The organism is Parasutterella sp. St.1A3, from assembly GCF_059728705.1.
Genome location: NZ_BAAGFK010000001.1, coordinates 1,144,909 through 1,169,223, shown reverse-complemented (window position 1 = coordinate 1,169,223; position 24,315 = coordinate 1,144,909). Strand labels below are relative to the sequence as shown.

Sequence of the window (24,315 nt, the reverse complement as noted above, 5' to 3'; positions counted from 1 at the left end):
GTTAGTACTTAGCGCTGAGTTTGAAGTTCACACGGCGTCCGGGCTCATAAATAGAAATCTCATAGCCGTAGAGCTGATTAGTAATGTTCAGCACTTCAAAGTTAGCGCTGTAGGCTTTCTTCGGTCCGAAGTGATAGGCGGTCGCGAAGTTAAACGTGGTGTAGCCTGCGATACGCGTTGTCTCATCGCTCGAAACCGAGTAAGTTTTCTTGGCGGTCGAACTTCTCAGATAAGTATCCGTTGTCCAGCGGCCGTTAAAGAGCGGGACATCGGTTCTCAGACCGTAGCGCGCGGTAAAGGCCGGTGTGCCGGAATCATAAGTGGAAACGCCGTTTGCCCATTCGGTTTTTCTTCTGATCACAGAGAAGAACGCATACGGATTGATGTACTCGTTCACTTTGAAGTTCAGGGAAAGTTCCGTACCGAATGTCTTTGCCTTATCTGCGTTCACATAGCGATAGACGTCAGAGCTTGAGCCGCTGAGGATTTCTGTCGAGATATAGTCGTCCGCAAGGTTATAGAAAACTGCGAAGTCGGCATCGACATAAGTGCCGCTGTAGCGGGCACCAATTTCGAAGTTGTTGGATTTTTCCGGCTTCAGATCAGGATTGCCGTAAACCGTTCCGCCGCCCATACTGTTAATCAGGAACTTCTCCTGCAGGTTTGGAACTCTGAAACCCTGAGACCACTGAGCACGAATCGACGTATCTTCAATTCCTTTCCAGATAAAGCCTAAATTGAAGACAGGGCGGCTTTCATTGTTGCTGCCGACCGAGCCCGCATCATCCACGGGGGTATTCACGTAATTAGTTGTTCCCGCGGGTGTCGTTCTGTGTCCGTTGCGCAGAGCGCTTGCATTGGTCAGTTTAGAATTCACGAATGTGTAGCGCACACCGTAGTTCATTGTGAAATCCATGGGTAACTCGGTTTCCATGGCGGCGAACACGGCATTCGTGATTTCCTTTCCTTCCACATAACGATTCGTGACGTAGTCGGTGTCCAGCATTGTCATGGGACCCATCTGCATTTTCTGGGTGAAGGCGGCATCCGTTGAAGCCTTTAACGTGTCCTGAGTAAATTCGTAGCCAGTGATAAGCGTATTGTTATCGCCAGCTGCCAATCCGCCTGCAGACTTGTTCCGAGCGTACGAATCTTGTTATTTGCGGCGGAATCGGTCACCACATTCATGTTATACATCGGTGTTCTAACCGAGGCTCCGACGTAATTTCGCATTTGCTTATGGTTGTTCTGCCAGAAGCCGTCCCAGCGAACTCGGGTGAGATAGCTTGTCAGATCTTTGCCTTCGGCAAAGAGCGCGACTTTATCGCGTTTCCATTTAGGAATACGGACGAAGAATTCATTATCCGGATCCTGCTCATAGTCCCAGCTGGAAGAATTAATATCGGAGTCAAAGGTATCAGCACTCATGCCGACAGTAAAATGCTCATTAAAGTCGTAGCTCAGGAAAGCACCTAAGTTTTTCTGACGAAAATCCGTTCCTTTCTGGTATCCAAGCGGCGTCTTGATATCGCCGTGGCTCTGATAGCCGGCATTCAGTCGGTACTTAAGACCTTTATAGTCTCCGCCGAGAGAAATTGACTCTTCCCAGCCATGGCCTGCGCCATTCCAGCCGACAGAAGCTTCTGCTTCAAAGGACTTTTTACCTCCCTTCTTTGTGATGATATTAATCACCCCGCCAATAGCATCTGAGCCATAGAGCACGGAGGCCGGCCCCTTGATGACTTCGATGCGTTCAACCGATGAAGGATCAATTAAAAGCGCCGGGCCGGACATCGACTTATGTTCCGAGACACGCTGTCCGTCAATAAGGATGAGGCTTCGAAACGCATCTTCACCTCGGATCTGAACGCGCTTTAAGCCCTGAGAGCCGTCTCCGGTGACTTCAACTCCGGGGACATCGGCGAGGAGCTCACCGATATTGCGGGCAGAAGAATTGCGAATTTCCTCCTGCGTGAGCACCGATACGCTCATCGGCACATCTAGGAGCTGCTGCTCTATGCGTCCGGCGGTTACGGTCACTTCGGCCGCTTTCTGAACTTCCTGGGCCTGCGAGGAAAATGCCGCGATCAGCGCCGCCGCGGCTGCTGAATATTTAAAAGTTTGGATTTTAGAGGTCATAAGTTGGTATTTTTAATATGGTTGAGAATGTGCTGCGTCATCCGTCCCTGCCAGAACTGACCGGCCACGGTCAGTTCGTATCTTTCAGAAAACGGCAGCAGCAGTCCGGCTTCCGTCCAATTTTCTGTGATCGGTTCGAAAGCTTTACTAAGCTGCGGGGAGAATTCTTTAGCGAGCGCAGACGGATTGAAGTAATTCAGCTCCATCTGCTCGGCAACCGCTCGACCCAGTTCCCAGTTTTTGGAGGGCCGCATCATCATCGCGATCGGCTTTACGCCCTCTTCGACGCTCTTTATCCATGCATCAGGCGCGCGATGCTGCATGTAACTGAATCCGTCGATCACTCCACCCGCCCCAGGGCCATAAGCGAGACAGTCGGTACGAGTTTTAGCGTAATAGTTATAGAAATTTCTTTCGCGTGTATTGGATGCCCAGTGACTGATTGAAAGACGGCTCCATCCGGCTTCACGCATCTGAAAGACCGCCTCACGGAACATACGCGCGCGCATCGCGTGATCCGGACCTGCGGACAGTTTGCCGTTGGCGATGTATTTGTGGAGAGGAGAACGCTCAAAGACTCGGAGCTGATAGCAGTCAACTCCGTCCAGACCCAGATCTTTAGAAATCTGAAGATCTTCAAGCCAGGTTTCCAATGTTTGATACGGGAAGCCGTATATCAGGTCGATCACGACAGCGGCCTGGCTATAGCTCATCAGGCGTGTAAGCCTTCGGATGAGTTCTTCTTTAGAAGAGCGGCGACCGACCGCCTGACGCACTTTGGTATCAAACGTCTGCACGCCGAGCGAGAAGCGGTTTGCGCCGCCTTCGATCGCAGCTTCCATCTTGTCGTCACCGAATCCGGACAATCTGCCTTCGTAGGTGATTTCGCAATCGTTTGCGAGCGGCAGGTACTTTCTGACGGCTTCAAGCACGCGTCGAATATCAGATGCTTCGAGCGCGGTCGGCGTACCGCCTCCGAAGTAGACGGCGTGCACCGGTTCTTTATTCTGAACGGGTTTATCCGCCCAGAGCTGCATCTCTTTAATTAAGGTGTCCGCGTATGCCGCGCTTTCCTCTTTCGTGCGGTAAGGCTTGATATAGAAAAGGCAGTACAGGCAGCGTGTTTCGCAGTAAGGCACATTGATATAGGCAACGGTTCTGCGTTTTCTCGGCTGCTCGGTCAGTCTGTTGAGAACGGAAGGAAGTTCCGTCGGTAAAACCGGTGAAGCGTCGAGTCCGGGATGGATATCAATAGATTCCGGGAAAGCGTCCGTTATCGGGTTGTCGGTAACGCGGGCAAACCAAGGCTGTTCCTGCGGCGCGTTGAAAGGTTTACGAAAATCGATGACGGTTTTCTGTTTCACCTGAGGCGTCTCTTCTCTCGCATTCATAACTTATCAAAAACTTAAATATTTAATCGATAATGATTCTCATTCGTCGAATCATATTCTAAAAATTTGCTTGAATGCTTCTTATTCTCATTAGAAAAAACCCTGATCAGCCTCAGGTGTATTTGTGAATCGTCTATTTATCTATTTGATTATTAGATATAACTTTTATTAACATTTAAAGGATAAATATGAGACATTTATCCAATAAAACTTAAACTAAAGCGATTCTCCCGATGATCAATTGTTCTTCCATCAGATCAGTTGTTCCAAAAAACGGATCATATTATGATAAAGCTAAAATTATTTATCCTATTGTATATACAGGATATTTTTATTTTAATCCTGTTCTCAGCAAAAGCCCTAAGGTCATCCTTTGCATCGTCTAAAAAGATTCAAGCTTAGGGAATTCTTAGAAAAAGTGATTAAAAACGTACAATTTTCTGCCTTTCTGTTTAACTTATTTACATTATTGAGATTAATTCTCATTATCGTATTCCCTAAGATATTGAACCACATGTCTTATAACCTCCTGTTTTATCGATTTTTTTACTAAATAGCGCTCTATTTCCGCCCTAAGTGCATATACGATTGCATCGATTTTTGTTCGTTAGAATGAATTTCTAAATTGTCAGGCAATCCGCGTACGGCCCGAGACTCTCACTGAGATTACGAGGGAAAACGCCTTTGCCGAATGCAGATTTTTTAGGGACCTTGATAAAGGTCCCTGAGCATTAAACAACGGTCATTACCGCCGTATCAGACGGCTTATGGCTTCTTTAACAGGAGTGCTCGATGTCCTCGTTTGAAACCGGAGTTCAGTTATTTAAAAAACTTCTGATGAAGCAGAAAAATATGGATGCGTACTTTGCCAATGAAGAGAACGCGCTGCACCACGCATTCCCGGCAAAGGCTACTGTCCACTCAGGGCCTTTCGGTATTCCGATGCTTTGGAGCACGGCTCGAAACTATCTGGAGAAGAAGTCGCATGAGCCCCGCAGAAAAGAAGCGCTTGCCTACGTACATATTCCTTTCTGCGAAAGCCGCTGCTTATTCTGCATGTTCTATCAGAATCCCTGGACCGCGGAAGAATCAGAGCGCTACTGCCGCAACCTCATTCGCGAATTCGCGCTTTGGAGCGGGCGCCCCGCTCAGAACTCCGCGCCGATCAAAGCCTTATATTTTGGCGGCGGAACTCCGACCGCTCTTCCTCCCCAACAATTAAAAGAGCTGCTCATCGCTGCAAAAAAATATCTTCCCCTCTCCGATGACTGCGAAATTACTGTCGAAGGACGAGTCCATAACATGACGGACGAAATGCTCGAAGCGTCGCTCGAGGGAGGCGTCAACCGGTTTTCTTTCGGCGTACAAAGCTTTGACGCGAAGATTCGCAAAGAGATGCAGCGCATCGATACGCCGGAACGCGTCATCCGCAGACTCGAAGAGATTGCCGCGAATAGGCAGGCCGCTGTCGTCATCGACCTGCTCTTTGGGTTCCCCGGACAAAAAGGTACTGCTTGGGAGAGCGATCTGAAGATCGCTTCGGAACTTCCAATCGACGGCGTCGACTGCTATCAGCTCAATGTGTTTGAAAAGTCTCCTCTGAATAAGAGAATTCAGGCGGGGCTGCTGGAGCCCGCTGCAACGCTTGCGGAAGCCGCCGATATGTTTGCGCGCAGCGTGGAAGTGTTTTCCGCGCACGGCGAGTGGCGGCGTCTCACCAACACGCATTGGGCAAGAACCGCGAGAGAGCGCAATATCTACAATTCCTTAGCCAAAGGTTCTCTGGACTGTCTTCCGTTCGGATGCGGCGCGGGCGGCAAACTCAGCGGACACAGCTGGATGCAGGAGCGCAAACTCTCCAAATGGAACGAAATGGTTGAGAAGGACCAGAAACCGGTCTTTGTGATGATGAAGCCTCAGGAAAACTGGTATTTGCTCCGCACACTGGCTTCGAGCGTTGAATCCGGTCCGTTCTCTCTTAAAGCAATCGGAGAAGCGTTCGGAGTCGAAATCGAAAAACCGCTGAAACCCGTTACCGATCAATGGATTAGGGCTGGACTTTTAGAGAAGAAAGACGATCTCTTTATTCCGACCGTCGCGGGACAGTTCTGGTACGTCACGATGGCGCAGCTTCTCACGGAAGCGCTGACAGGAGTGCTCTCTAAAGGATCTGTGCGTACGGAAGATCTGATTGAGCAGAGTGTGTATTCGCCCAATCAGGGTCAGGCGTGGCTTGACGGCGTTCCGAGGAAATAGCATCTTCTTTAATTGAAACGCTTGGGACGGATGCAGAGCTTCTTCCCGCTTCTGTCCCTCTCTCTTCAACCTTTTAGCTGAACGACGCGGAGGTTTAATTTGGCAACCAGCAACCCGGCGGCTCTCTGTATCAAGGGCCTTTCGAAAACCTTTCATCAGAGCGGCCGTGAGAAAAAAGCTCTGACCGATATTTCCTTTTCCATCGAACAAGGAGATTTCTTTGGTCTGCTCGGCCCAAACGGAGCCGGCAAGAGCACGCTTATCGGCGTATTAGCCAAGACGGTTAACCCAGACTGTGGAGAAATCTCCATCCTTGGCTACGACATTCATCGGGACTGGCGAAATTTCAAAATGTGCGTCGGTATTGTTCCGCAGGAAATCACCTTTGATCCGTTCCTGTCCGTTTACGAGACACTGCGGCTGCAAAGCGGCTACTTTGGTTTGAGGAATAACGACAAATGGATTGATGAACTTTTAGAGGTTCTCGATCTTTCGGACAAGAAAAAGGAGAGTGTGATGCGGCTTTCGGGCGGCATGAAGCGGCGCGTGCTGATCGCTCAGGCGCTGGTGCACCGCCCTCCTCTTATTGTTCTTGATGAACCGACCGCGGGCGTTGATATTGCGCTGCGCCACCGTCTTTGGGAGTTTATGGAAGATCTCAACCGCAAGGGGCACACGATTATCTTGACAACGCATTACCTGGAGGAAGCCGAGCGGCTTTGCCGAAGGGTCGCACTTCTTAATCACGGCCGAGTCGCGGCGCTTGAGGACACACAGGTACTTTTAAAAGAATATTCAAAAGATCGTGTGGCGTTCGCGCTGTCAGCTCCGCTGCCAAAAGATTTTCCTTTCCGATGCGAGAAGCTTCCCAATGGGTTTTACTCCATGTCCTACAGCGGCCCGGAAGAACTTCGCCGCCTTTTAGAGGCTCTGGAAGCGGCCGGCCTTAAGCCTGAAGGGCTGGAGCTGGGCAAAGCGAACTTAGAAGAAGTATTTTTGAGGATTACCGACGAATGACCCAATACAAGATCAAACCGCAGCCGTATCGTCCCGGCGCCTCTTTTCTGACATTACTGGAAAAGGAGATACTGCGGTTTAAGAAGATTGCGCTGCAGACGATTTTTGCGCCGGTGCTGATGGGCGTTTTATATCTGACAGTATTCGGTCAGGTTTTATCCGGCCGCATGCCGACCTTTGACGGCGTCAATTATCTGCACTTTTTAGTTCCGGGTCTCGTCATGATGACGCTGCTGCAGAACGCATTTGGCAACAGTTCCTCATCGGTACTGTCGTCCAAGATCATGGGGAGTCTGATATTTATTCAGCTTCCGCCCTTTTCCGGCTGGGAGCTTTCTCTTGCGATGATCGGCGCCTCCGTGGTACGAGGGCTTATCGTGGGCGGCGGCGTGCTGCTGGCTTCGGTGTTTTGGTCAGCGCCTCCCATGCAGCATGTTTTATGGATTTTAATTTTTGCCTTTATGGGCGCGATGCTGATGGGTTCTCTCGGTCTGATCGCCGGATTATGGGCAGACAAATTTGATCAGATCGGAGCGTTCCAGAGTTTTGTGATTCTGCCGCTGACATTTCTTTCCGGAGTGTTTTACTCGATTCACCAGCTGCCGCCAATTTTCCAGACGCTTTCTAGATTCAATCCGTTTTTCTACATCATTGACGGGTTCCGATATGGATTTTTCTCGCAGAGCGACTTTAATCCTTGGGTCAGTCTTTTTATCGTCAGTTTTTTCGGCATCTTATCCGCGGGCTTTGCGACGTACCTAATGCAGATCGGATATAAAATTCGAAAGTAGAAGGCCCTCGTTTCGTCCCGCTTCGGCGGGATTTTTATCGGTCTGCGATTTCATTCAATCGCAGCGGCAGAAAATATAGAGCCTAATTAAACTTGATGTAGAGTCTGCCTTAGAGTCTGCCTCTAAGTACTACAAAATAAACTTTGAGAATTAAAAGCTGTCGAATAATCACATCAGCGCTTTATAAATCAACACTTCACGTCTTTGATACCGATCTATCCTCTTCAGTCTGCCCGAATCCCCATAAAAAAGCCCAAAACATTTAATCTCTGCTCTTATCTGCAGCAAATCCCTAACCATTGCCGGGAATGTGCATCCCAGCCTTCGCTGTATTTGAAACACTAAACTTCTTGCTCTAAGTAAGTTTCTCCAATCTGTTACGGACTTCAAGCCTCAGATACCGCCTTTCTTCAATATATTAAAACTCAGCATTATTAATCATCATTTCATCAGCGGCATCTACACTCTAGACCCATAAGTTTTATTTTTGATTCGAAGAAAAAAATGAAATTTAATTTTCCCAAATGGGTTATTTTCCATGTTCCGCATGATTCAACTCATGTTCCATATGACATCCGGAACCAGTTTATATTAAGTACGGAGTCGCTCCAGAAAGAGTTCGTCAAGATGACTGATTTTTGGACCCTCGCACTATACTCAAACGGAATACCTGTCGAACAAACAGTTGTCAGTCCGATCAGTCGTTTAGTGGTAGATGTTGAGCGCTTCGCTGACGACAGCCTGGAAAGCATGTCCGGCATTGGTATGGGCGTCATCTATCAAAAAACTCACGATCTCAAGACATTAAGACGAGAACTCTCTGCGGCTGAAAGAAGTCGTCTTTTGAGAGAGTACTACTATCCGCATCACTACACGCTAACGCGTAAAGTTAAAGACGCGCTGAGCCGTTACGGGAAGGCCCTCATCATCGATCTACATAGTTTTTCCTCTGAGCAGCTTCCTTATGAAGGTCCCTTGTTAAAAGATCGTCCGGAAGTGTGTATCGGTACAGACCCCTATCACACATCTTCCGAAATCTCTGAAGCGTTTTATCAATCCTTTAATAAAACCTTTGATACCGGGCTAAATGCACCTTTTAGCGGAGCATTGGTACCGCAGGCCTTCTATCTAAGCGATCCGAGAGTTTCTTCAGTCATGATTGAGACCAGAAGAGATTTATACGAAGATGAAAAAGACGCCGAGCTGCTCGATAATTTTGCAATAACTTCAAAAGCGCTAAAAAGCTGCCTCAGCGCCGCGGTTTCCAGCATATAGAGATCACTGCTCAATTAGCGATAGTGCGCAGCAAAACAATCGGCTTAATTAAAAGCGGGCTCCTTAAATTCATCAGCGATAAGGATGGAAATAATCAGAAAGACCGGAAACGCAACGGCGGATTCCAGTCTATTCGCTCTATTAATAGTGGAAAATAAGTCAGCTATTTACAGATCATGATCTGCAGAACCTGCTTATCCGTTTCCATCATGGATTCTTTGCCAATGGATGTCAGATTCCTAATGGTCTGATCAATGTCGTCACTCACGATGCCTTCCATCTCGGAAACGCAGTGTTCATTCATGGCGAGCAGCGCAGACATCATTGCCGTTGATACGCCGGAAGAAATTTTAAGTGAACATGCGGGCTTTGCTCCGTCGCAAAGCATTCCTGCCAAGTTAGCGATCATGTTTTTAATTGCTGCGCAGACCTCCGGGAACTTGCCGCCCATCAGCCAAGTAATGCCGGAAGAAGCGCCGGTGGATGCCACGACGCATCCGCATAAAGCGGAAAGCCTTCCGAGATTCTGCTTGATGTAAATACTGGTGAGGTGACTCAGCGTAAGCGCTCGGATCAATTGTTCTTCTGAAGCGTCACAGTCTTCCGCATAGGAGACCACAGGAAGCGTCGCGGTAATCCCCTGATTTCCGCTTCCGGAATTTGACATAACCGCGATCGTCGCACCGCCCATACGTGCGTCGCATGCCGCAGAAGTGTAAGCAATCATATGGGCAACCGTTGTATCGCCGAAATATCGGGCTCCGCGATTTTTAATCATGGCGCCTAATGAATGACCATAGTCTCCTGAAAGCGCCAGTTCCGCAGCGCGCTTATTAAGATCTCTTGCCTGCAGAATGAAAGCGATTTCATCCAGAGGGCTCTCAATAGCGAATTCATAGACGGTTTTCATATCGAGCTTGATATCATCATCGCCCTCTTCCTCATCGCCCTGCTGTTCAGCTTCCTGATAAAGAACTTCATCGTCCTTTTCAAGATAAATAAATTTTGTGTGCTCTCTGGAGATAATGGCTCTTGCGGTATGGCCGTCTTTAAAGACTTTGGCGTCTACGTAAAGATTGGAAGGCGCATTTTCATCAAGAAGGATTTCAATCCTGTCCTCGTCAATATAAGCTTTACCGGCAGCGACCGACTCTTCAGAGACATCTCTCAGCACTTCAAGTTCCAGCTCTGAGCGACCGATTAAAGCGCCAAGCGCTACCACAATCGGCAAACCGATCATCCCGGTCCCCGGGATACCGACACCCATGGCATTCTTAATAATATTGCCGCTTAGTCCAAGTTCAATCTTATCGGGAAGCGCTCCCAGAATCTCCCGTGCTTTCGTTACTGCGAGCGCAACGGCAATCGGTTCAGTGCAGCCAAGTGCGGGAACAACTTCTCTTTTAATCAGCTTAATGATTTGACGACGTACAGACGGATTCAGCATATTGTTGGCCTCTTAACTTTTGGTCAATCGGACTTTCCTGAGTTAAACGGATAGGTCACCACTTTAACCGAAATAGCTGAATTCCGATAGTCTTGATCCGACATTATTCGAGATAGAAATATTCGTTGTAAAGAAACCTGCTTGAAGCGTAATCATTTTGGTCTCGACCTGCACTGCTGCGGGACGTAATTCGCAACAGCTGCATGAAAGCTGCAAACTTAATTCAGAGATTTTCTGTTCTACAGACCTTCAGTACTTCGAAACCAACAAGCCAGACAAGATATTTCAAGAAAAGGTTTTCAATTTAAATGTTCTCGTCACTAGCAACATTACCTTCAACTAACTTACAAACTTTTCGCTAAACTTCTCAATATCCGAGGGGCTGCACACTGCGAGATAGACTTATCCATTGTTACCTCTTACTGTTCTTTAACAATTTTTCGGATAAAACTTTCTAAACGGAGATTAGGAGATGGAAAACTTATTTTCCTTCCTAAAAGGTGGGTTAAATCAGCAAAATCGTGTATTATTTTTTTTAAATTTATTCATTTTTAACTTTTTGAATTTATGTTATAAAATCACATAAGATAGTCAGAATATCTTCCCTGTTTTGAAGGGATTAAGACATGTAAAACCTTAGTTATAACGAAAGAGAAGACAGTGTTCTGGGTTAGTTTTGAAGGTTATGGCTCGTTTGGAGGTCAGACTTATACTGAACTTACGCCTCTTCTTTAACCCAACAAAAAGCCCGCTGTAAGAAGCGGGCTGAAAACTGTCCGAGGAGTTTGGAAACGAGAGAGGATATATTCTCTTTAAGTTCTGTTTTTATATTGTTTTGTACTTCTTTTGGAAGGTTTTCCAAAGAAGTATTGAGCTTATCAGTTAGTGTCTGGACGGATGATTCTATGTTTGAAATAGAAGATAACACAACGTCTAAATCTCCTATGGAAGCTTTTTCATTTATCTTTTCTTCTATGATGTTCGCAACTTGAGTCACAAAAGGTTCGAGGCTGTCCTGAACAGATTTAACATTTTTCTCTAGTTTTAATTGCTCTGCATCTAATGCTGCAATTTTGGAATTAAATTGGTTAATTGCATCATCTAGATACTTTTTGTCTGAGGCTGTTGAGTGTTCAGAATATACCTTCCCCTGGGGTATCTGCTGTTCCAGTTGTTGTACCCTATACATTAGGGCGTCTATAACAGATCGCTCTACGACGGGCCGTCTTTCCAGTTCCCGTACCCTTTTGGTAAGTGTGCTCAGGAGTTTTTGGATTCTTTTTGTTTCACGAAAGTATTTTTCTGATTCATAATGATATTTATTAACCACATTTTGGTAGTTATTAAATGCTTCGATCGCACTAAGAGTTCCCTTATCATAGTCAGCCTTATAGACTGTTTTGTTTATTATTTGGCCTGGAGGGAGGTCTTCAAGTTTTTTTAATCTAGCATTTATGGAGTCTAGTTCTGTAGGCAAACTCATATGGCATACAGATTTGTCAGGCTGAGTTTGAGGCGCCTCCTCAGATTTTGAGTTTTGGGTTGCTGTCTTTTTGCTTTTAATATTTTTCGCCATCCACTCGTCTAGTGGATCAGTAAGACTTGAGTCAGCCCTAAATCCTCTTTGGCTTCCGGGGGAAATAGTTTGAGCGGCTCCAGGAATTTTATTAGTCATGTTTCTTTCGTAGTAGTTGAATGGTTGCGAATAGCTTTTTCTTTGGTTTTTAAAAAATCCCTGAGTTTTCATTTGGAGGCCTTAGGAATTGCAGACTTTGGGTAGTAGTTAGTAATCCCAATTTTCTTTTGATTTATAAGCTCCTTTGCGGTTTCCTCATCTGTACGCTCTACTTTCCATCGATAGTCTGTAAATAAATAATATGCGTCGTTTCTTTCATCAAAGCAAAGTTTTGCCCATACTATAAAAACAGACCCCGGAGGGTTTGACTCCCTAAGGGTAGTACCACAGCAAACATTGAGGACGGGCGGAAATCCCTGATTTGGAAGAGGGCTGGCTCTGACAGAATGTCGAGAAGATTCTTGACAGTTTATTCTTGTTTTTATTGCGACTTTATAGTATCGCTCAGCTCGTCTGAGAATAACTTCTCTTGGTAAATGAGAAAGGTCCTCAAAAGTAATGGGGGCGGCGTTCATCTTTATCTTCTTGTAAAAATTGCTTATAAGAATAGTCTACTGTTTTTGGCCCTAGCAAAATCAATGGGGATAAACGTGGTGTAGATAACTAATTTCATCTACCAAATTTATAGCATCCGGCTGATATAACAGGAAACGGCAGGACGTTTTACGGGCTTTCCTGGGAAGGTATATAGAAAACGCAGCGCTTAGGAGAGATTTGACTTCTCACAAAATTTTAGAATCTTACGAGGGACATAAGGAGATTTGAAAAAGCCGCCGATTACATTGGAAATATATGGCTCGGCCAAAGGGTCTTGCGGGAGTATTTCTCCAGACTCAATTCTTCTCTCAATAGATTCAAGTTTCCAAACTACAGCTTGTGCATATAAAACATAACTATCATGAGTTATGAAGGGGTGCTCTCCTTGGTGAAGAATGACAGTAGAGTCGTAGGTGGTGCCGGGTTTGACAGAACTTATGTTTACAACCAGAACCCCTAGTCCGCCGATCTGGGGATAAAAGCGAGGGGCAGAGCAGATTATGTGAAGATGATTGATAGAACCAGTGGACGCAAGAACTGTTCCTCCCCGCAAGAGGGACAGTGTCATTGCATTTCCTTCGAGAATTCTTTGAGCCGATTAAGTTCAGCGACTCGTTCCAAGGTTGCATGAATTTGAGCTGATGTATATCCCTCTGCTTTCAAAATATCAGCTAATTCAATAGAGTCATCCTTACAAGCTTCCCATTCGGGGCAGATGGTGTGCGTAAGCTTGGCAAGATCGTATTTCCTTTTATTTCCATACTGATCCCAAATGCTGTCAAGAATGCTTTGCATTATCGGGCTCAAAAGTTCAAATGTATCCAAAGGGTCGTTGGAGTTTACTTCCTTTTTTAAACGAACATCGAATTTTTTATGTTCGAGCCACTGGCTGTCAAATTTATCCTGCTTTAGGCTGTTATAGGTATAGTAAGGAGCCGGTCCTAATTTCATTGCAGAGTAAGCATCGCCTGTAAGCGTTTCTCCAATATCCAGAAGTGCTTTTCTATCTGCAAGGTACACCAATTTTAGGATCTTCAAATAAGGCATTGCTCCACCGGCCTTCCAGAGGAAGTAGCCGATTATTTGAGTGGTGAGCTCCTTATCATACATTGTTCAACGCCTTCACAATATTATTCATCCTCAGTATAACACTGAGGTGTTTAAAGGGTAGTTTTCTGCTTTCATAGAAACTGCGCCAGCAAAACCTAAAATCTCTTTGCTCGTAACCTTCTCCTGTAAGCGGCAAGCATTTTATCAAAATAGTTAATCTCATTGTTTTCCCTTAGATGTATGCAGGCGTTTACTTATCAATATATTTAAGTAATTACATGTCGTAAAATTATCAATTAAACGCACTAATGGGTAAAAATGCCTGAAAAAGATCCTCACAACCTAAGTGTATTTCACACTGTGCTATCCCTTGTTCTCTTTGGGATCGGCGGTGTTCTTCGGCATGCTCAGAAGCTCATTGAAGGAAAGCCATTCAACATCGGGGAATTCATTTTTGAAGTGATCTCAAGTCTTTTTGTTGGGTCCGTTTTTTACTTGATCCTTCGCGGTGTTTGTGTCGCTGAGCTGACTTCTGTATGGGGTTTAAAGCTGAAACATCATCCCTGCTCTAAATGAGTCGAAAGTAAATACCACCACCCTATTGAGTGGACTAACAACTCATTTAGATAATTACATAGGTTTCTAATAAGGACACTCAATAAAGAAAAAGAACACCCCCTTGTTATAGTCAAACATCAAAAATCCTCCCGAAAGAGGACTGAAAATTAAAGATCAGGCCGTTTTAAATGAATGGAACAGTCTTGCGAACAAACTCGGCTTTTTCTCAAATTTCTCCGTACTGAAGCTCTTTACTTGGTAACCTCCTGATTCCAAAGCTTTCTTAATTTCCGCCTGACTCGGAATAAACGGATATTCGATACTAAGCAGTCCTTTTTTATGAGCGGCAGAAAGAGAGGCATTGGGATAGAGCTTTCTAATCAGGCCCTTAACTTGTGACTCACACATAGGGCAATGCATGCCGTCGATGATTACCGTTGTTCTATACATAACCGCCTCATTTGACTGAATATTTATCAAATGATAATCATAATCAATTAGTTGTCAACCTCTGCCCTAATAAAAAACCGGGACGAGCCCGGCTTTTTACTTCTGACAACAAAGGATCAGACTTCTTTTGTCAGTGCGTATGTAGCGATTTTGCCTTCACAGGGACGGCCGTCCGTAATCCAAATTCTGCGGGCGGTTAAGTCCATGACGATGCCGTAAATTGTGCAGAAGCGTTTGTACTTCGGATCTCTCGGATCTTCATGAGAGCAAACTGAATCCGGGAAATTCTGGTGAGACGAAAGAATTCCAAATAAGGTCTTCTCGTCCACCGGATAGTTCACTTTTTTTACTTCTCTTCTCAGCGTGTTGTAGCGCATGAAGGTATCGGTCAAGTCACGCTTGAATGTATCCTGCGCCGCAAAGAGCGGAGAAAGATAGTGATTCGTATGGCAGAGCGGCTCTCCCTCGCTCATGATCACATCGAAATTATCCGGTGTGTATTCCAGCGCAAATAGATAGTCCGAGGCCGTACCGATATCAAAATTACCGGCGCCTGCCCTATCGCACTGTGCAACGGCTTCGATAGCGTCGCTCGCTTTATTCGTATTGAGAATCATTCGATACAGAACATGAAGCGGCATACCGATTTTGCCTTTGCCCACACTCAGGGCGTTTAAACAAACACCGATTCCATGAGAGTTAAGGCCTTTACCGCCAATCATGCCCGCTTCAACCGCAATCAACTGATCAGGTTTGCCCTCTTTTTGGATTTTTAAAACGCAAACATTTTCAACGGCAGGAATCAGCCAGTCCCATGTCTGACCCATGTATACATGGCCGTCTTTTCCGTGTTCGCTAAGGAAGCCTACGAAACTGCAGCCGTCCGGTCTTGCAAAAATCACCTCGCTTCGGCAGTTAAGCGTGAGAATGTCTTCAAAAGATACGCCGGCGCCCTCTGCCACGGCATGCATTTCATCAAGCAAATCAGGTGCGCTGTTCTGGATCAGAAAGATGAAACTCTGAGCAAGCTGCTTCGCTTCAATCCATTCCATTCGAGCATATTCTTTAAAAAATGTTCTGTAGAAAGCCAAATTACGGTGAATCATTTCCTTGGCTTCACGACCGTATTTCAGTCCGATTTCCCGGGATGTTCCGGAGAGTTCGATGTATATATGCTGAGGCTTCATAGCGCTTCCATCGGGTGTTTTTATACTTAACCATGCTAGGCTCAAACACCCCGCAAGTAAATATCCCACTTGCGCAGTGTGAGCACCGGGAGACCCTGTCAGAGACGCTCACTCAGCAGGCGAGCGTGTTCCCGACACCTGATTCGAATCTCTTCGAGCTTGATTTCGTCGCCTTTGGCTCCGGCTGAATTTAAACCAAAAGTGACCTGAGGCGGTTCCCAGAGCATAGAGCACATTTTTACGACCTGCGCCAGCGGCTTAAATAAATCCTCTGCGCTGAATCCAAGTATTCCGCCCTCGTACACCGATTGTTTTACTCCGGTCGTGATCGATGCGATAAGACGTTTATTCTCAAGCTTTGAACCGGAGGAACCATAAGCAAAGCCGTAACTAAGCACGCCTTCGAGGTATCTGCGCATAATGGACGGACAGCTGTACCACATGAGCGGGAACTGCCAGACCACCGTATCCGCCTCAATGAGCTTGCGTTGTTCCGCCTCTATATCGATATCGAAATCCGGATAAAGTTCAATCAGGTTCGAGATTTTAATTTGCGGACGAAGCTTTTGAAGTTCTTCAAGAATGGCACGGTTGGCAACAGAATCCTTCCAATACGGATGACCAATAACAATTAAGGCATTACTCATGTTCTTCCTACCTCCAATATTGCTGTTTTATTTTTACAGGAATCCGAGGCTCTCAGATTTGGAATTTACCGTTTTGGTCACGCAGTTTCTTCTTGTATTTTTTGATCGGTTAAAGCGGGCTTTAATGTGTTCAAAGACCCGATGTGCGATATGCGGCAAACCGACCGGCTGTGCTGAATCTACTCTGATAAGCGAGTGCGTCGGAAAGGCACTACGGCCTCTGACGCACATCTTCTGTCGACAAATTGAATATATCTGCCGATGTACTCTATTTAATTGAGACTATTAAGGTTTCTTAATTTTTGAAGTCAGGATTTCAATTGCGCGCTTATAGTCCTTAGGCTCAAGTTCACGATAAAGGCGATGAATCATTCGGTGGCAGTTCGAACACATAGGTCTCAGATTTGTGTAGTCATTTTCACGTTCACCTTCTGACACCGGAACAATGTGATGAACCTCAATGAAGTTTTCGCCGAGCTCTGGTCCGTAAAACGATTCAAAACTAAAACCGCAGGCTGCACACTTATAGCCATACTTTCTCAGCGCTTGCTTTCGAAGCTGGTTATTCCTTTCATAACTATAAGTGAATAGCTTCTTTTTTCCTCCTTCTACTACTGCTGTCACATAGTCGTCGCTGGGGTTTAAGTTTAAATCTTCTTTTTCTTCGATTCCTTTGCTTCCAGAAGTAACGTTCCCATTAACTACATTTCTTGTATTTTTCTCTTGACTGGATTTTTCAGCTTGATGACAAAATAATTCAAGTGATTTATCCAGTCCTCGTGTAAAAGCTTCGACATCTGAAAATTTAGCTTTTGCACCACAATTTGATGAGTGCCCAGGTTTGACAGGAAAATCCACAAGGTTAGAGTTCAAGCGCAGCTCATCTACGAACTGCAAGGTATTTAACTCATTTCTTATATCAAAAAAATTGGTTGAAAATAGACTGAATTAGTTAAAAATTCAAACACAATCTTAGCGTTACGATTTTTTTGCCACTTTCCTACATACGGGGCTGCTTTTTTCCCATTGTTTTCAATCGACAACGATGGGAGACCTTTCCCTCTAAACTCTGATAATTTGTTAAGTTCTCTAAAGAGTATCCCTCTTATAGAGGAATTCAACAATTTGCTCCCCTTCCAAAATAGTGAGAGTTCTTCTACCAGTAAACCTCTTCATATTCTTTCTCCAATTTAAGGGACCAATATAAATCGTTCCGTTACATTTTAAGATTTGCATCTTTAGATACACTTCTCACGTCGAACCATTCAACAGGAATTTGAGAGTATCTCTTTTATTTCAATGCAAAACACCTCTGTTAAAAGGCTCTCCTCAAGGATCTTATATGCAAAATATCCCACCCAGCGGATCATACAATTCTAGTCTCATAGCTTTTTTAGACTATTAAGGCGACTTCATTTTATCCAATTAAAAAGCCACCAATAACCTTGTCATCGGGGTTTTACCACCTCTTTCCGGTTAAGATATGAAAAAAGCTGAAAGACCTTCGTATGCCAAAAATCAAACTATCCGACAATGATTTAGTAGAGGCACTTAAGACCTCTTTTATCTCAAAGGGATTTATTGATTCCGATCCCCTTTTACGCGTTCAATTACTGTTTAACCAAAAAGGTGATCAGACTCATTCTGTAAAAAAAATAGTTTCTGAAATCATTAAAGAACTTGAGGGCTGCGAGTCTTTTGACTTCAGCGTAGCGTTCATCACGGATGCCGGAAGGCAACTTCTTTATAAAACTCTGAGAACTCTTGAAGAAAAGGGAGTGCCTGGGAGAATTCTCACAACGGACTATAACCTCTTTACACAACCATCCGCCCTAGGCAGGCTATCCGAATTCAAGAATATAAAAATAAAAATGTTCCGATGCGAGGAGCAACAAAAGTTCCATACAAAAGGCTTTATCTTCCACCATAAAGATAAAACCACAGCCATTATTGGAAGCTCCAACCTTACCCAGGACGCTTTATCTTCAACAAAAGAATGGAACGTTCGACTGGTATCTAAAAAGGACGGCGAGTTTATCAGCAGCTTGGAGCACGAATTTAATGAGTTATGGAACTGTTCCCAAAGCCATGACCTTGAAAAGGTGTTAGACGACTACACGGTCGAATACGAAAAAAAGAAAAAGGACGAACGCGCAGCTCGCGAATTGCTGAAAAATTCTGGAAATGCTGAGCCTACGACTCGGCTTTATCCAAATACAATGCAGAAGCCTTTCATTAAGAACCTAACCAACTACTACATCCACGGCGAAACCAGAGCCATGCTCATTTCTGCCACAGGCACGGGTAAAACCTTTGCAGCGGCATTTGCGATTCGCCATTTAATGAACTTGAAACCTTCAGATTGGCCAAAAGATTCCGTTATCCGTAAGTCTCCCAAAAAAATATTGTTTGTCGTGCATAGAGAACAAATTGCAAAGCAAGCGTTGCGGAGCTTCAAAAGAATAAACGGTGCCAATAAGACATATGGCTTGTTAACCGGCAATGGGAAAAAGCTAGACAACGATTTCACGTTCGCTACCATCCAAACAATAAGTCAGGATATTGTTTATAAAAATATCGATGCTAACTATTTTGACGTCATCATCATTGATGAGGTTCACAGAGCTGGCGCTAAGTCCTACAAAAAAATCATGGAGCACTTTAAGCCCGAATTTTGGTTAGGCATGACTGCAAGTCCTGATAGAACTGATGGTGAAGATATTTACAGTCTGTTTGATCACAACATCGCCTATGAAATTCGTCTGCAAGATGCCTTGAACGAAGATCTCCTATGTCCCTTTCACTACTACGGAATATCGGATCTCACAGTTAATAACAAACCTTTCTCAGAGCTCTCCGAATTTAATTGTCTCGAATTTAAGGAGCGAGTTAAGCATGTTCTACGAGCTGCGCACGACTACGGATTCTCCGGAAAACGAGTTAAAGGGCTAATTTTCTGTTCCAGAAACGATGAAGCAAAAGCCCTAGAAATTGAACTGAATAAACAAGGGAAACGAACCCTTGCACTCTCGGGGAAAAACTCGCAGCAAGAACGCGATATTGCTATTCAGAGACTGGTAAGTGATGTAGATGACCAGTTAGCGCTGGATTACATTATTACTGTCGATATTTTCAACGAAGGTATCGACATTCCTGAAATCAACCAAGTTTTGCTGTTACGCCCGACCGAAAGTTCAATTATCTTCATCCAGCAATTAGGTCGTGGATTGAGAAAGGCGAAAGATAAAGATTATGTTGTCGTTATCGACTTCATCGCAAACTACGAAAAGAACTACCTCATTCCCATCGCACTTTCTGGTGATAACTCTTATCAGAAAGAGTCAATGCGCAAATACATTGGTAGTGGTACAAAGATCATCCCTGGTGCCTCAACCGTAGAATTCGAAGAGCAAGTCAAACAACAAATTCTCAATTCAATTGATAGAGCCAAAACAAATTCAATTGGATTGATAAAAGAATCCTACAACATTCTGCGCCATAAGCTCGGTCGAATTCCTCGTCTTGTTGAATTTGCCGAGCATAACGCAATCACTCCATTAAAAATCTTTCAAAATAAGCAGTTGCTGTCTTATTACAACTTCCTTGTCCACGCAGCGAAAGAAAATCTTCCTTTTGTGCTGGATCAGGAACAAATCGAGTTCTTAAATTTCTTGTCCATCCGTGTAGCCGACGCAAAACGCATCGCCGAAGCTGTTCTTCTTGAACTTGTAGTTGAAGCCAAGCCAGGAGAGAAGTTACGCTCAGGATTAACGTCTAAGCTAAAAGATCTCTGGAAAATTGACGCATCCGACGATCTAATCAACAACGTATTTCTTGTGCTCTCTGGTCAGTTTGCGATTACAGAAGCCGAAAGAAACCAAACTGTTAATTGGGCTGTCGTTGAACGAACGGGTTCTGATGATTTTTCTGTAACTGAGAAATTCAGGCGAGCCTTAGAGCAAAGTAAAGAGTTTAATGATCAAATCCAGCAGATAATCGACTTTGCCAAGCAACGTTATTTGGCTAAATTTAAGTATCGCTACAAAGATACAAGTCTGGTCCTCTATGAAACCTATTCATATGCAGATACTTGCCGCTTGTTAAATTGGCCAAAGAACCTAAATGGTCAAAACATCGGTGGCTATAAGTACGATGCCGCCACTAAAACTTTCCCCGTATTCGTCAACTATCGCAAAGATGACGATGCAATCGCCTACGAAGATCATTTCGAATCCGATCGGCTACTGGTAGCGATCTCCAAGACAAAACGATCGGTAGACTCCCCAGATGCGGATCGCATTTACAAGAGAAAGCCAGAAAACAAGGATAATCGGATTTTCTTGTTCGTTAGGAAGAACAAAGAAGATCAAGAGGCAAAATTGTTCTATTTCCTTGGTGAAATTGAAGCTGAAGGTCAACCTGAGAAGATCCTACTTCAAAGCAAATCTCAACCAGAAAAAAAGGACAATGCGTTTAAAATCAGGTACAAGTTAGAGACAGCCGTAAGAAGTGATATCTACGACTACATCACTGGAGAATAGTTTTGAAGACAATTGAAGTAGTTGCCGCGATCATCCATCACGATGGCAAGATTCTAGCCACACAACGTGGCTATGGTGAATTCAAAGACGGCTGGGAGTTCCCCGGCGGCAAAATGGAACCGGGCGAAACCGCTGAAGACGCAATCATCCGCGAAATCAAAGAAGAACTCGAGGTAGAAATCAAACCCGAAAAACTGCTGGTCACCGTGGATTACGATTACCCGAAATTCCACTTAACCATGCACTGCTTTATCTCGTCTATCGTCTCTGGACACATCCTCCTCACCGAGCATGAAGCGGCTAAGTGGCTGCTGCCTAGTGAACTGGAAACCGTGGATTGGCTCCCCGCTGACGTCGAAGTCGCGGAAAAACTCAAAGAGTACCTTGCAGGAAAAAATCACTAAAACGATTCGGGCCGCACTTATGCGGCCCTTTCATCAGGCTTCAGAGGCGTAACTCAGAACTGTCGGACTTTCAATGTCGACGCCAAACTGTTTGGCACGCTTGAGAATCGCTTTGGCAAGCTTAGGCTTAAGCTCCTCGGGACAATATCTGAAATACGCTTCCGCGGCGCGTACATGCGCCGCATCCGGCATCGGATATTCTCTTCTTTCCGGAAGCCCGAAAACAGAGTCCGGAAGCTCTTCCTTTTCCTTATAACTGATTCTGTCGCTCATCGTTAAAGCTCCTTAATTGATTCTTCGAAGTATAAAAAATCTGAGATTGGAGCCCGTATAATTTTCGACAGAAATGGGCATAAAGCCCGCTAATTAAACTACAGACTTTTAAAACCTCATTGCCATGTTCCCTTGGGCCTCTTTTCTTCTTTATACGTTCGTGACTTCTATCACGCCCGGACCGAACAACATCATGTCGATGTCGCTCGGACTTAGAGTTGGCTTTAAGAAGACGCTTTTCTTTAATGCGGGCGTACTCACAGGCTTCTGCATCATTACCAACCTGTGCGCTTTTTTCTGCGCAAAACTCAATGAGCTGATCCCGGGCATCATGATGCCGATGCTGATCCTCGGTACTCTGTACCTGCTTTGGCTCGCTTGGAAAATCTGTCAGGCAACCTATAACACCAACGCCGTAGAACCCAAAAAAGGACAGGCTTACTTCTCCGGCCTCTTCCTGCAGTTCGTTAACGTGAAGGTCTTTGTCTCTGCCATTATGTCGCTGCAGATGTTTGTTCTGCCCTATTACCAGTCCTGGGAAGCTTTGGTTTTCTTCGCGACATTCATCGCAATCTGCGGAACAAGCTGCAACTTGGTGTGGTCGGGATTCGGCTCAATCGCGGCCTCCCTTTTCGCCAAATACACCAAACTCATCAACACCGTCCTCGCAGTATCTTTAATCTTCTGCGCGGTATGCCTTTGGATCTAATTCCCTAATCGCCTTTTTCTGCTCCGCAGATATAATCAATTCAAACCACTATCGGAGCAGAAAATGAAGGAACACAGCCAAAAGGTCTATGCCGCCATTGACTTGAAGTCCTTTTACGCCTCCGTCGAGTGTTTCCAAAGAAACTTAGATCCGCTGGATGCGATGCTGGTTGTCGCGGATCCGACCCGCACTTCTAAAACTATCTGCCTGGCTGTCTCACCGGCCCTAAAATCATTAGGCGTCAGCAGCAGGCCCCGCCTCTTTGAAGTAGAAGCCAGAGTCAAAGCCATTAACGCTCAGCGCAGAGCCGCGCTTAAAGGCAAACCTTTCAGCGGCAAAACCGAAAGCTTTAAAGAGTACGCCTCCGACCCGACAAAGGAACTCTCATTTGTGATCGCACCGCCGCAAATGGCGCAGTACATTAAAACCAGTACAAAAATCTATGAGACCTACCTTGAACTGATCGCGGCCGAAGATATCCATGTGTACTCTATTGACGAAGTGTTTATCGACATTACGCCGTACTTGGAAACCTATGCCCTGAGCGCACACGACCTCACAATGAAACTTATCCGGCGTGTGCTTGCCCGTACCGGGATCACCGCGACGGGCGGCATCGGCCCCAATCTCTATCTCGCTAAGATCGCGATGGATATCATGGCAAAGCATATCGAAGCGGATAAGGACGGAGTGCGTATCGCGGAACTCACGGTTGAGAGCTACAGACAAAACCTCTGGTCTCATCGGCCGCTGAGAGATTTTTGGCGCGTCGGCGCGGGCTACGCCCGATCGCTCGAAAAATACGGCATCTTCACGATGGGCGATATCGCGCGCTGCTCTCTCGCAAATGAAGAACTCCTCTACCGGCTCTTCGGCGTTAACGCCGAACTTCTCATTGATCATGCCTGGGGTTATGAACCGTGCACGATCGCGGAAATCAAAGCGTATCGGCCTGAGGGAAAAAGCGTGGGCTCGGGGCAAGTGCTCCAAGACCCTTATACGAACGAAAAAGCGCTCCTTGTCACAAGGGAAATGGCTGATTCGCTCGGATTCGATCTTCTCGCCAAAAACCTTAAAACGGCAAAGCTCGTCTTAACCGTCGGCTACGATATCGAAAATCTGACCAATCCGAGCATCCGCTCCCGCTATCACGGAGAAATTAAAACCGATAACTATGGAAGGAGTGTCCCGAAGGCTACGCACGGAACCATTAATTTGGACTATGCGACCTCTTCCTCGGTTCTCATCCGTAAAGCGGCCGAAGATCTCTTTAATCGTATTGTCAATCCGATCCTCCTGGTGCGCAGAATCAACATATCGGCTGTCATCACGGAAGAGTCGGAACAAAAAACGCAGGACTCGGAAGCTCAGCTCGATCTTTTCGGAAGTTTCGACGAAGGACCGGCGCCGCAAAAGACCAGTGCTCAGGAAGAAAAAGAAGATAAAGTCCGCAAAGCCATCCTCGCTGTGCGGGAGAAGTTCGGTAAAAACGCGCTGATTAAGGGCATGAACCTCGAAGAAGGCGCGACCGGACAGCTGCGCAACAACCAAATCGGAGGACATAAAGCGTGAGCGGCCCCTACGACGACATCATTCATCTTGATCGGCCTGTCTCTAAACGTCATCGGCCGATGGAACGCGCCAAACGCGCGGCACAGTTCGCGCCGTTTGCGGCTCTGACCGGGTACGATGACTGCATCAGCGAAGCGTCCAGATTTGTCGATAAACCGCTCGAACTCGATGAGCAGGCGTTGGAAGAGCTGAATCAGCGCCTGAGCGACACGCTTTCCGATCCGAGCAGCCGTGTGCGCTTCACTATCTTTAGGCCTGACCCCCTGAAAGAAGGCGGCGTCACCGAAGAACTCATCGGGCAAATCAAAAAGTTTGATGAATACACAGGCGTCGTCACACTACAGAGCGGACTAAAGATTTACGCGCAGCATATCCGCGCAATCGAAATCCTTAAAAGTCCTGAAGAATAAGACAATCCCGCCAAAGACTTTCATC

21 protein-coding genes are annotated in these 24,315 nt (G+C 45.6%); 9 read left to right on the top strand and 12 right to left on the bottom strand.

Annotated features, from left to right (window positions below):
* Window position 1: 1 nt before the first annotated feature.
* The 3 genes from AC6I1F_RS05445 to hutW (AC6I1F_RS05435) are packed head-to-tail and all read right to left on the bottom strand — an operon-like array spanning window position 2 to window position 3,530.
* A complete protein-coding gene (locus AC6I1F_RS05445; RefSeq protein ID WP_497801636.1) occupies window positions 2-1,120 on the bottom strand; it encodes a TonB-dependent receptor domain-containing protein in 1,119 nt (372 codons plus the stop codon).
* Entirely contained in the window at window positions 1,060-2,139 is a 1,080-nt protein-coding gene (locus tag AC6I1F_RS05440) for a TonB-dependent receptor plug domain-containing protein (protein ID WP_497801635.1), read from the bottom strand. Before AC6I1F_RS05440 ends, AC6I1F_RS05445 begins: the two co-directional genes overlap by 61 nt.
* On the bottom strand, window positions 2,136-3,530 hold the full coding sequence (gene hutW / locus AC6I1F_RS05435) for a heme anaerobic degradation radical SAM methyltransferase ChuW/HutW (RefSeq protein WP_497801634.1): 1,395 nt from the start codon (window positions 3,528-3,530) through the stop codon (window positions 2,136-2,138). The genes AC6I1F_RS05440 and hutW (AC6I1F_RS05435) overlap by 4 nt, the downstream gene beginning before the upstream one ends.
* Before the next feature lie 792 nt (window positions 3,531-4,322).
* Between hutW (AC6I1F_RS05435) and hutW (AC6I1F_RS05430) the strand changes: the two genes are divergently transcribed.
* The 4 genes from hutW (AC6I1F_RS05430) (at window position 4,323) to AC6I1F_RS05415 (ending at window position 8,869) form a co-directional block, all read left to right on the top strand.
* Window positions 4,323-5,786 (top strand): heme anaerobic degradation radical SAM methyltransferase ChuW/HutW, encoded by a 1,464-nt coding sequence (gene hutW / locus AC6I1F_RS05430; protein ID WP_497801633.1) that lies wholly within the window; start codon window positions 4,323-4,325, stop codon window positions 5,784-5,786.
* Between the two features lie 99 nt (window positions 5,787-5,885).
* Complete coding sequence (locus AC6I1F_RS05425; protein WP_289184718.1) at window positions 5,886-6,803, top strand: ABC transporter ATP-binding protein; 918 nt, start codon at window positions 5,886-5,888, stop codon at window positions 6,801-6,803.
* Window positions 6,800-7,594, top strand: a complete 795-nt coding sequence (locus AC6I1F_RS05420) for an ABC transporter permease (RefSeq protein WP_289184717.1) — start codon at window positions 6,800-6,802, stop codon at window positions 7,592-7,594. The genes AC6I1F_RS05425 and AC6I1F_RS05420 overlap by 4 nt, the downstream gene beginning before the upstream one ends.
* A 504-nt stretch (window positions 7,595-8,098) precedes the next feature.
* Window positions 8,099-8,869 carry an N-formylglutamate amidohydrolase gene (locus AC6I1F_RS05415; protein WP_497801632.1) on the top strand — a complete coding sequence of 257 codons (771 nt, stop codon included), beginning with the start codon at window positions 8,099-8,101 and terminating at the stop codon, window positions 8,867-8,869.
* Window positions 8,870-9,032: 163 nt separating this feature from the next.
* On the opposite strand, the gene AC6I1F_RS05410 is transcribed toward AC6I1F_RS05415, so the two are convergent.
* The 8 genes from AC6I1F_RS05410 to AC6I1F_RS05375 form a co-directional block, all read right to left on the bottom strand.
* Window positions 9,033-10,316: an L-cysteine desulfidase family protein gene (locus tag AC6I1F_RS05410; protein ID WP_290449017.1), complete on the bottom strand. Its 1,284-nt coding sequence runs from the start codon at window positions 10,314-10,316 to the stop codon at window positions 9,033-9,035.
* 718 nt (window positions 10,317-11,034) lie between these two features.
* Window positions 11,035-11,991 carry a hypothetical protein gene (locus tag AC6I1F_RS05405; RefSeq protein WP_289184853.1) on the bottom strand — a complete coding sequence of 319 codons (957 nt, stop codon included), beginning with the start codon at window positions 11,989-11,991 and terminating at the stop codon, window positions 11,035-11,037.
* Window positions 11,992-12,655: 664 nt separating this feature from the next.
* Entirely contained in the window at window positions 12,656-13,057 is a 402-nt protein-coding gene (locus AC6I1F_RS05400; RefSeq protein ID WP_160335170.1) for a hypothetical protein, read from the bottom strand.
* Window positions 13,054-13,599: a Panacea domain-containing protein gene (locus AC6I1F_RS05395; protein ID WP_160335169.1), complete on the bottom strand. Its 546-nt coding sequence runs from the start codon at window positions 13,597-13,599 to the stop codon at window positions 13,054-13,056. The genes AC6I1F_RS05400 and AC6I1F_RS05395 overlap by 4 nt, the downstream gene beginning before the upstream one ends.
* Before the next feature lie 672 nt (window positions 13,600-14,271).
* Complete coding sequence (locus AC6I1F_RS05390) at window positions 14,272-14,547, bottom strand: heavy-metal-associated domain-containing protein (protein WP_160335167.1); 276 nt, start codon at window positions 14,545-14,547, stop codon at window positions 14,272-14,274.
* A gap of 116 nt (window positions 14,548-14,663) precedes the next feature.
* Window positions 14,664-15,734, bottom strand: coding sequence for a C45 family autoproteolytic acyltransferase/hydrolase (locus AC6I1F_RS05385; protein ID WP_289172266.1), 1,071 nt, complete (start codon window positions 15,732-15,734; stop codon window positions 14,664-14,666).
* A 98-nt stretch (window positions 15,735-15,832) separates the two neighbouring features.
* Complete coding sequence (locus AC6I1F_RS05380) at window positions 15,833-16,381, bottom strand: NAD(P)H-dependent oxidoreductase (RefSeq protein ID WP_497801631.1); 549 nt, start codon at window positions 16,379-16,381, stop codon at window positions 15,833-15,835.
* Between the two features lie 285 nt (window positions 16,382-16,666).
* Window positions 16,667-17,278: an HNH endonuclease gene (locus tag AC6I1F_RS05375; protein ID WP_160335164.1), complete on the bottom strand. Its 612-nt coding sequence runs from the start codon at window positions 17,276-17,278 to the stop codon at window positions 16,667-16,669.
* A gap of 611 nt (window positions 17,279-17,889) precedes the next feature.
* Here AC6I1F_RS05375 and AC6I1F_RS05370 point away from each other — a divergent pair.
* Both AC6I1F_RS05370 and AC6I1F_RS05365 read left to right on the top strand, forming a co-directional pair.
* On the top strand, window positions 17,890-20,922 hold the full coding sequence (locus AC6I1F_RS05370) for a DUF3427 domain-containing protein (RefSeq protein WP_289168142.1): 3,033 nt from the start codon (window positions 17,890-17,892) through the stop codon (window positions 20,920-20,922).
* A 2-nt stretch (window positions 20,923-20,924) separates the two neighbouring features.
* Entirely contained in the window at window positions 20,925-21,326 is a 402-nt protein-coding gene (locus AC6I1F_RS05365; protein ID WP_160335162.1) for a (deoxy)nucleoside triphosphate pyrophosphohydrolase, read from the top strand.
* Window positions 21,327-21,359: 33 nt separating this feature from the next.
* Here AC6I1F_RS05365 and AC6I1F_RS05360 read toward each other — a convergent pair whose 3' ends face one another.
* Window positions 21,360-21,599 (bottom strand): hypothetical protein, encoded by a 240-nt coding sequence (locus tag AC6I1F_RS05360; protein ID WP_160335161.1) that lies wholly within the window; start codon window positions 21,597-21,599, stop codon window positions 21,360-21,362.
* Between the two features lie 124 nt (window positions 21,600-21,723).
* On the opposite strand from AC6I1F_RS05360, the gene AC6I1F_RS05355 reads away from it, so the two are divergent.
* The 3 genes from AC6I1F_RS05355 to AC6I1F_RS05345 all read left to right on the top strand — a co-directional run bounded on the left by AC6I1F_RS05355 (window position 21,724) and on the right by AC6I1F_RS05345 (window position 24,290).
* On the top strand, window positions 21,724-22,308 hold the full coding sequence (locus AC6I1F_RS05355; protein ID WP_160335160.1) for a LysE family transporter: 585 nt from the start codon (window positions 21,724-21,726) through the stop codon (window positions 22,306-22,308).
* 63 nt (window positions 22,309-22,371) lie between these two features.
* Window positions 22,372-23,880, top strand: a complete 1,509-nt coding sequence (locus tag AC6I1F_RS05350) for a Y-family DNA polymerase (protein ID WP_251450394.1) — start codon at window positions 22,372-22,374, stop codon at window positions 23,878-23,880.
* Window positions 23,877-24,290 (top strand): YolD-like family protein, encoded by a 414-nt coding sequence (locus AC6I1F_RS05345; protein WP_251450392.1) that lies wholly within the window; start codon window positions 23,877-23,879, stop codon window positions 24,288-24,290. The genes AC6I1F_RS05350 and AC6I1F_RS05345 overlap by 4 nt, the downstream gene beginning before the upstream one ends.
* The last annotated feature ends 25 nt before the right edge of the window (window positions 24,291-24,315 follow it).

Bases quoted from the DNA above. Each gene is read 5' to 3' on its own strand.
- AC6I1F_RS05385 (WP_289172266.1), bottom strand. From the start codon at position 15,734: ATGAAGCCTCAGCATATATACATCGAACTCTCCGGAACATCCCGGGAA.
- AC6I1F_RS05355 (WP_160335160.1), top strand. From the start codon at position 21,724: ATGTTCCCTTGGGCCTCTTTTCTTCTTTATACGTTCGTGACTTCTATC.
- AC6I1F_RS05420 (WP_289184717.1), top strand. From the start codon at position 6,800: ATGACCCAATACAAGATCAAACCGCAGCCGTATCGTCCCGGCGCCTCT.
- AC6I1F_RS05410 (WP_290449017.1), bottom strand. From the start codon at position 10,316: ATGCTGAATCCGTCTGTACGTCGTCAAATCATTAAGCTGATTAAAAGA.
- AC6I1F_RS05400 (WP_160335170.1), bottom strand. From the start codon at position 13,057: ATGACACTGTCCCTCTTGCGGGGAGGAACAGTTCTTGCGTCCACTGGT.
- AC6I1F_RS05415 (WP_497801632.1), top strand. From the start codon at position 8,099: ATGAAATTTAATTTTCCCAAATGGGTTATTTTCCATGTTCCGCATGAT.
- hutW (WP_497801634.1), bottom strand. From the start codon at position 3,530: ATGAATGCGAGAGAAGAGACGCCTCAGGTGAAACAGAAAACCGTCATC.
- AC6I1F_RS05380 (WP_497801631.1), bottom strand. From the start codon at position 16,381: ATGAGTAATGCCTTAATTGTTATTGGTCATCCGTATTGGAAGGATTCT.
- hutW (WP_497801633.1), top strand. From the start codon at position 4,323: ATGTCCTCGTTTGAAACCGGAGTTCAGTTATTTAAAAAACTTCTGATG.
- AC6I1F_RS05390 (WP_160335167.1), bottom strand. From the start codon at position 14,547: ATGTATAGAACAACGGTAATCATCGACGGCATGCATTGCCCTATGTGT.
- AC6I1F_RS05360 (WP_160335161.1), bottom strand. From the start codon at position 21,599: ATGAGCGACAGAATCAGTTATAAGGAAAAGGAAGAGCTTCCGGACTCT.
- AC6I1F_RS05405 (WP_289184853.1), bottom strand. From the start codon at position 11,991: ATGACTAATAAAATTCCTGGAGCCGCTCAAACTATTTCCCCCGGAAGC.
- AC6I1F_RS05370 (WP_289168142.1), top strand. From the start codon at position 17,890: ATGCCAAAAATCAAACTATCCGACAATGATTTAGTAGAGGCACTTAAG.
- AC6I1F_RS05395 (WP_160335169.1), bottom strand. From the start codon at position 13,599: ATGTATGATAAGGAGCTCACCACTCAAATAATCGGCTACTTCCTCTGG.
- AC6I1F_RS05350 (WP_251450394.1), top strand. From the start codon at position 22,372: ATGAAGGAACACAGCCAAAAGGTCTATGCCGCCATTGACTTGAAGTCC.
- AC6I1F_RS05440 (WP_497801635.1), bottom strand. From the start codon at position 2,139: ATGACCTCTAAAATCCAAACTTTTAAATATTCAGCAGCCGCGGCGGCG.